Below are 6,263 nucleotides of genomic sequence, written 5' to 3'. Positions count from 1 at the left end.
ACCCCTCGCTCAAGCGGAGCGCCAACGGCAGGCCACCAGGCCCGGGCCGGTGGTACGCGGTACATTTTCACCGGCCCGGGCCTGGCGTCCTACCGTCGGCGCCCGCTTAGCTCGAACGTTAGGCCGCGCAACCAGAACCTAGGCCTTGCGACCGGCGCCAATAAGGAGCACAGCGCCGCCAGCGATTGCCGCAATCCCAGCCCATACAGGCACGTTAATGGTCTCCTTCTCCTGCACCTTCACTTCAAGCGGACCCAGTTTTAGTGCAGTAGTATCTTTGGTATATGAGAATCCACCGTAAGCGAGGGCAAGCACTCCGGCTACAATCATTGCGATGGCAGCGATTCGAATTCCATTCATGAGTATCTCCTGTGACGCTGCCGAACCTTGAAGCAGCAGATGGAATCGACGCGCGTTGAACCGTATTTGATCCTCGCAATAGCCATACGGATGTAGGACAGGGCCGCAACGACCTGTCGGAGAATGCGAATGAGCCACTACACACTGCAAGGCAAAGTTAAGGCAGCGCGGCCTAACCCCTCGCTCAAGCGGAGCGCCAACGGCAGGCCACCAGGCCCGGGCTGGTGGTACGCGATACATTTTCACCAGCCCGGGCCTGGTGGCCTGCCGTCGGCGCCCGCTTAGCTCGAACGTTAGGCAGCGCAGGAGAAGCCGTGCAGTGCTCCAGCAAAGTCAGCGCCTTGCGGCGTGAACCAAACAGCCACGAGGCGGCAAAGCCGCGCGAGATTCTCCTGCCCCGGTTGAGAGCCCAAGATCATAGAATCCAAAGCCTCCGCGGAATCGATGGTGCGGAGCGCTTGAATACCAATGACAAGGGACAGAAGTGCTGCATCGGACCATCGCACTGCGTAGGAAGCTCCGGCTTTCAGTCAGTTTGTTGGGCCGCCGCAGCAAGCCATCACGCACAACTCCCCTGCCCTCGGCGGCGGCTTGAAGACTTGGCGCGCCACGTTCACCGGCGCGGAGCGGGAGGCCTTTGTGGCGTGGCACGAGAAATACCACAGTCTTGGCAAGCCCATCGTCTGGGCCAGCACCGCGCGGCGCTGCCTAACCCCTCGCTCAAGCGGAGCACCAACGGCAGGCCACCAAGCCCGGGCCGGTGGTACTCCGTCCATTTTCACCGGCCCGGGCCTGGCGGCCTACCGTCGGCGCCCGCTTAGCTCGAACGTTAGGCGTCATCGGACCTATTGCTCATACCTACACCCAAATGCAGAAACACATCGCTGAACGACTGACATCCCAAGTCACTCTTGGCTGGAAAGTCGCAAGTTCGTCCCAACTGTTGGATTGGCGTCGACGACTCTATGCATTTCTAGACGGCGCTCACGAGGACGAACTAGCCAAGAAGCTCCAAAAATTCGAGGGCCCGCTAGATGCGTATTCTGGCAGCGGTACAACATGGTCAGAGTCGCGAGATAGGCAAGTCGGATTTCTTGAAGGGCAGATTGTACTGTTCTCTAATGAAGTAGGCGAGATCGTCTCGACCGCCCCAAGCCGCGATAAGACTGGCGCGCAGCTGCCTCTAGACCCAAAGAAGGTATTCTTAGTCCACGGCCACGATGAAGCTGCGCGGGAGTCGGTTGCGCGATTTCTTGAGCGGCTAGATCTGAAGGTCGTGATACTTCACGAGCAACCCAACGAAGGTAAGACGGTTATCGAAAAGTTTGAACAGCACTCAGCCGTTGGATTCGCAGTTGTTCTGCTTACGCCGGACGACGTTGGGGGCAGCGCATTGTCTCCACAGAACTTGCAACCTCGGGCCCGCCAAAACGTTGTGCTTGAGCTAGGGTACTTCGCAGGTAAGCTTGGGCGGAGTCGCGTTTGCGGCCTTTACCGCACCGGTCTTGAGGTGCCTTCTGACTTCTCTGGTGTCGTGCTGACCGAACTGGACCATCAAGGCGGATGGCGGACAAAGCTCGCGCAGGAGCTAGTTTCAGCGTCGATGAAGATTGACGTTCAGGGTCTGCTGCAAGGATGACGCCTAACCCTTCGCTCAACCGGACCAGCTACGGCAGGCCACCTTGGCCCGGGCTGAGGTACGCGGTACATTTTCTCAGCCCGGGCCAAGGCGTCCTACCTCCGCTGGCCGGTTAGCTCGAACGTTAGGCAGCGCAGGAGAAGCCGTGCAGTGCTCCAGCAGAGTCAGCGCCTTGCGGCGTGAACCAAACAGCCACGAGGCGGCAAAGCCGCACGAGATTCTCCTGCCCCGGTTGAGAGCCCAGGATCATAGAGTCCAGGGCCCGTGCGGAATCAATGGCGCCGAGCGTTCGAATACCAATGACAAGGGCCAGAAGTGCTGCATCGGACCATTGCACTGCGTAGGAATCTCTGGCTTTCAGTCAGTTTGTTGGGCCGCCGCCGCGAGCAATCGCGCACAACTCTCCAGCCCTCGGCGGCGGCTTGAAGACCTGGCGCACCACGTTCGCCGGCGGGGAGAGGGAGGCCTTTGTGGCCAGGCACGAGAAATATCACGGTCTGGGCAAGGCCATCGTCTGGGCCAGCACCGTACCCCGCTCATGCCTAACCCCTCGCTCAAGCGGAGCACCAACGGCAGGCCACCAGGCCCGGGCCGGTGGTACTCCGTCCATTTTCACCGGCCCGGGCCTGGCGTCCTGCCGTCGGCGCCCGCTTAGCTCGAACGTTAGGTTTCACAGAACAAACTCCCCTCAATGCTCAATTTCGAAGAACTATCTGCGGACGGCCAAGACCTCGAGTTACTTGTTCGCGAACTTCTGTTTATTGCCGGCCTCCGTTGCTACTGGAGCGGCAAGGGTCCAGATGGAGGTCGAGACCTGCTCGCAATTGAAGAAGTGCCGAGTGCAATCGCATCAACATCGAAGACTTGGCTGGTTCAGTGCAAGCACAACGCAAAGAGCGGAAACTCCGTCGGAATAGGTGACCTGGACGGAATTGTCGACTCTTGCAATCAGCATGGTGCTGACGGTTATCTTCTCGTCTGCTCAACACAGCCTTCATCGGGCGTAGTAAACAGGCTTGAGGCAATAACAAAGAACCCAACGCAGCGAATAACTGCAACGTACTGGGATGCTGTCCGGATAGAGCAGATTCTCAGTTCGCCCAGGCAATGGCGTCTGGCTCAAAGATTTTTCCCAGTATCTTCCCAAGCAGCTGATCTGAAGGTGTATGCCACAGAGAATCCTAATCACTGGATCGCAATCCTGCGCGGCAACTACATGCACTTAACCAACAGAATTGGATCAAGAGACGGGCACTACTTTCCCAGCATCAACGAAAGACTGAACGACATTCAGAAGCTGAAGCTACCCGAGGGCCATTTCGTACGAATCAGATCGGTCTATTACGACGACAAAAATGGTGGCTTTACGTGGTATCTAGACTACATGCACCCGCACGACCAGCCGAGCGTAGTTTCCACTGCCCAATTGAAGCGATTCCTCGGCGATGGCTATGCTCTAGAAGATGGGCAACTCCACTCTTTTGATGTGATTTCACGGTCGTACCTCCCGTTCAGCGACCATTACGACCCGGATCACTACCAATATTATCAACCTTACGTCCGCCAGTTTCTGTACGGTCAAGACCGGGATCTTTCCTTTGAGCAACGAGAGGAACGCTACGCAGCACAAGCCGCGCTCGAAGAAGAGGATGAAAAAACAAGCTCTAGTGACTATGACGCACTAGTAGAGTCAATGGGGTGCCTTAAGTGCGTCAGCGTAGTAAGGTCAAGCAATGCGCAACTTGAGTACCTTGACAGATTTAATTTAGTCCGAGACTGGTCCGACTTGTTTGAGGACTTGAAGATTCACTCCGATCGCTTCTTCTCCGTTTGGCTTTTGCTCAGAGTCGCTGATGAAGCCGCATTCAAGAAAATGATGACATACCTTCCTCAGGGCTTCTCGCACACGTTCCGGCTGACCAAGGTCCACGTATACCTACCCGCCGATGACGACAAGTCAGAGCCTAGCGAAGATAACGATCTCTTTGAACTTACGATTTCCGTCGACACCGATATTATTGAAACAAAGGCTATTGGCAGGGCTCAAATCAACAGTTACTTGAAGAAGATCACAACGGCTATCAGACAGTTCGCGAGTGAAACCTAACCCCTCGCTCAAGCGGAGCGCCAACGGCAGGCCACCAGGCCCGGGCTGGTGGTACGCGGTACATTTTCACCAGCCCGGGCCTGGCGTCCTGCCGCTGTCGCCCGCTTAGCTCGAACGTTAGGCCACGCAAATACACTCACCTCGGCAGATTTCACGACCTCCACCAGCCGCACTAAATGCATCCCCTCATCAGCATCACTGCGGCTCAGAAGGCGACCAAATTCCGCGAGCAAAAGCCTCGTCTCCAAGCTTCACGAGTATTTACGCTGAAGCCCACATCCCAAGTGAAAATCAGCCCCGACGTCCACAACTACGCCGAGAATCTCATCGGCCAGCTCTTTGGCGTCACCGCCTACGCCTCGCCAGCGCAGCGCCGACGAAAGATACCCAGCCTGGCCAGCATTCGCAGCTCAGAAACGTTGGCGTCCTCGTGCTGGGCGCCTGAACCACGCAGAGGCTGGTCGCCGTGGCAGTGCCACCAAGTCAGCTCAAGACAAGGCGTGCATCAGTGGCCGTCAAAAGCGTGGCCTAACACGTCGCTCAAGCTGAGTACCAACGGCAAAACACCAGGCCCCGGCCACAGGTACGCTGTACATTTTCTGTGGCCGGGGCCTGGCGTTTCACCGTCGGTGCCAGCTTAGCTCCCACGTTAGGCCGCACAACCAATACTTTCGCGCACTCCCTCCAATTGCCCCGATCACTATCCCCCCTACTCGGCCCGCCCAATGACGACCGAAAGCAAGGCCCAGAGCGCAGCCTGGAAAAGGCACCTGATCGCAGTACTGTTGGTCTGCGCCGCCTGGCCAATAGCCAGCCTCGGTCGCTTGGCTCTGAACTGAGGTATCCAAGAGTGGCCAACTCACGAAGCCGCCGTCGAGAGAGTGGGCGGCTGGCTGTTGGGTTTGGTTGTAGTCGTTGTAGTCCTGCTGCCGATGTTCCACTTATATGGCCTACTTCACCGACAACGAGGCCGAGATGACACGCAATAGCAGGCGGAATGACGTTGTTCCGGGACAAGGTCAGCAGCCGCACAAGCGAGACACAAAGGAACATCCAATCGGTCCCGACGGCGCGGTGCGGCCTAACCCCTCGCTCAAGCGGAGCACCAACGGCTTGCCACCAGGCCCGGTCTGTGGTGCGCTGCATTTTCCTCAGCCCGGGCCTGCCGGCAAGCCGTTGTCGCCCGCTTAGCTCGAACGTTAGGCCTCACAATTCAAGCATTCACCGCCTCACCCGGAGCCAGAATTTATGTTGCGTGCAGCCGCCAAGCAAGCCGTTTTCAACCTCTTGGACGAGAGCTATTTCGGCGCGTCGAACTTTACCGTTGAGTACGGTGAGGGATCACCATTCTGGGTAAACATTGCGTTCATTCCTAACCAGAATTTCCGCTTTGTCTTGAAGCGCGCAAGCCTCGGTAGCTCGCTATACGAAACCAGTGAAGCGCCAGGAGTCAAGCTGTTGAAGGCAGATCTCCATATGGCCACAACCTTTGAAGACTGTATCAACCGAGTTCCTAGCTGGGTCAATAGGATCAAGGAAGAAGTGATCGATGCAAACCCGATAAATCGTGAGCTTCAGGCTGTCCGAAAGCAGCTCGAGGAGCGTATTGATGGCTTGGCGGAGCGGCAAGAAGAGTATTTCACAAACGCGGAGGCTGCTTTCTTAGCAGAGAAGCTGAACGAGTTCGCCGCGAAGCTAGATACAGTTTCTACCGCCAACGCTGATCTGGAAGCAGTGGTCAAAGGACTCAAGGAACGGATAGACGAACTTGTTAGCGCATCGCAGCAGGTCAACAAGGGAACTTGGCTGCGAATGGCGGGTAGTCGGCTATTAAATGCAACCAAAGCCGTAATTGGCTCAAAGGAAGGTCGTGAGTTCGCTCTGGAAGCGGCAAAACGGGTGTTGCTTGAAGGGCCAAAGTGAGGCCTAACCCCTCGCTCAAGCGGAGCGCCAACGGCAGGCCACCAGGCCCGGTCTGGCGGTACGCGGTACATTTTCGCCAGCCCGGGCCTGGCGTCCTGCCGTCGTCGCCCGCTTAGCTCGAACGTTAGGCTGCGCAAAACCCGCTCATCGCTGTCAACTATACAGAATCCATCTTCGTCATTTCCAGAGTGCTCGCATGACCATCGAACTCAGCAAGGAAGACCGGAAAGAAGC

The 6,263-nt window shown here is 57.1% G+C and carries 4 protein-coding genes; 3 read left to right on the top strand and 1 reads right to left on the bottom strand.

The features are described 5' to 3' along the window. Positions 1–138 precede the first annotated feature (138 nt). A complete protein-coding gene (locus tag JMV16_RS17950; RefSeq protein WP_201495684.1) occupies positions 139–360 on the bottom strand; it encodes a hypothetical protein in 222 nt (73 codons plus the stop codon). Between the two features lie 868 nt (positions 361–1,228). Between JMV16_RS17950 and JMV16_RS17945 the strand changes: the two genes are divergently transcribed. The 3 genes from JMV16_RS17945 to JMV16_RS17935 all read left to right on the top strand — a co-directional run bounded on the left by JMV16_RS17945 (position 1,229) and on the right by JMV16_RS17935 (position 6,029). Then, positions 1,229–1,999, top strand: a complete 771-nt coding sequence (locus tag JMV16_RS17945) for a TIR domain-containing protein (RefSeq protein ID WP_201495683.1) — start codon at positions 1,229–1,231, stop codon at positions 1,997–1,999. 691 nt (positions 2,000–2,690) lie between these two features. Continuing rightward, complete coding sequence (locus JMV16_RS17940) at positions 2,691–4,106, top strand: restriction endonuclease (protein ID WP_201495682.1); 1,416 nt, start codon at positions 2,691–2,693, stop codon at positions 4,104–4,106. Positions 4,107–5,354: 1,248 nt separating this feature from the next. Beyond that, complete coding sequence (locus JMV16_RS17935) at positions 5,355–6,029, top strand: hypothetical protein (RefSeq protein WP_201495681.1); 675 nt, start codon at positions 5,355–5,357, stop codon at positions 6,027–6,029. Positions 6,030–6,263: the final 234 nt, after the last annotated feature.

Origin of the sequence: Rubrivivax sp. A210, assembly GCF_904426505.1 — a bacterium.
In the GTDB taxonomy this organism is placed as follows: Bacteria; Pseudomonadota; Gammaproteobacteria; order Burkholderiales; family Burkholderiaceae_C; genus Rubrivivax.
This window is presented reverse-complemented; position numbering and strand designations above follow the sequence as displayed.

What these genes read in the sequence shown, in the direction of transcription:
- JMV16_RS17950 (WP_201495684.1), bottom strand. Translation starts at nt 360, where the DNA reads ATGAATGGAATTCGAATCGCTGCCATCGCAATGATTGTAGCCGGAGTG.
- JMV16_RS17945 (WP_201495683.1), top strand. Translation starts at nt 1,229, where the DNA reads ATGCAGAAACACATCGCTGAACGACTGACATCCCAAGTCACTCTTGGC.
- JMV16_RS17940 (WP_201495682.1), top strand. Translation starts at nt 2,691, where the DNA reads ATGCTCAATTTCGAAGAACTATCTGCGGACGGCCAAGACCTCGAGTTA.
- JMV16_RS17935 (WP_201495681.1), top strand. Translation starts at nt 5,355, where the DNA reads ATGTTGCGTGCAGCCGCCAAGCAAGCCGTTTTCAACCTCTTGGACGAG.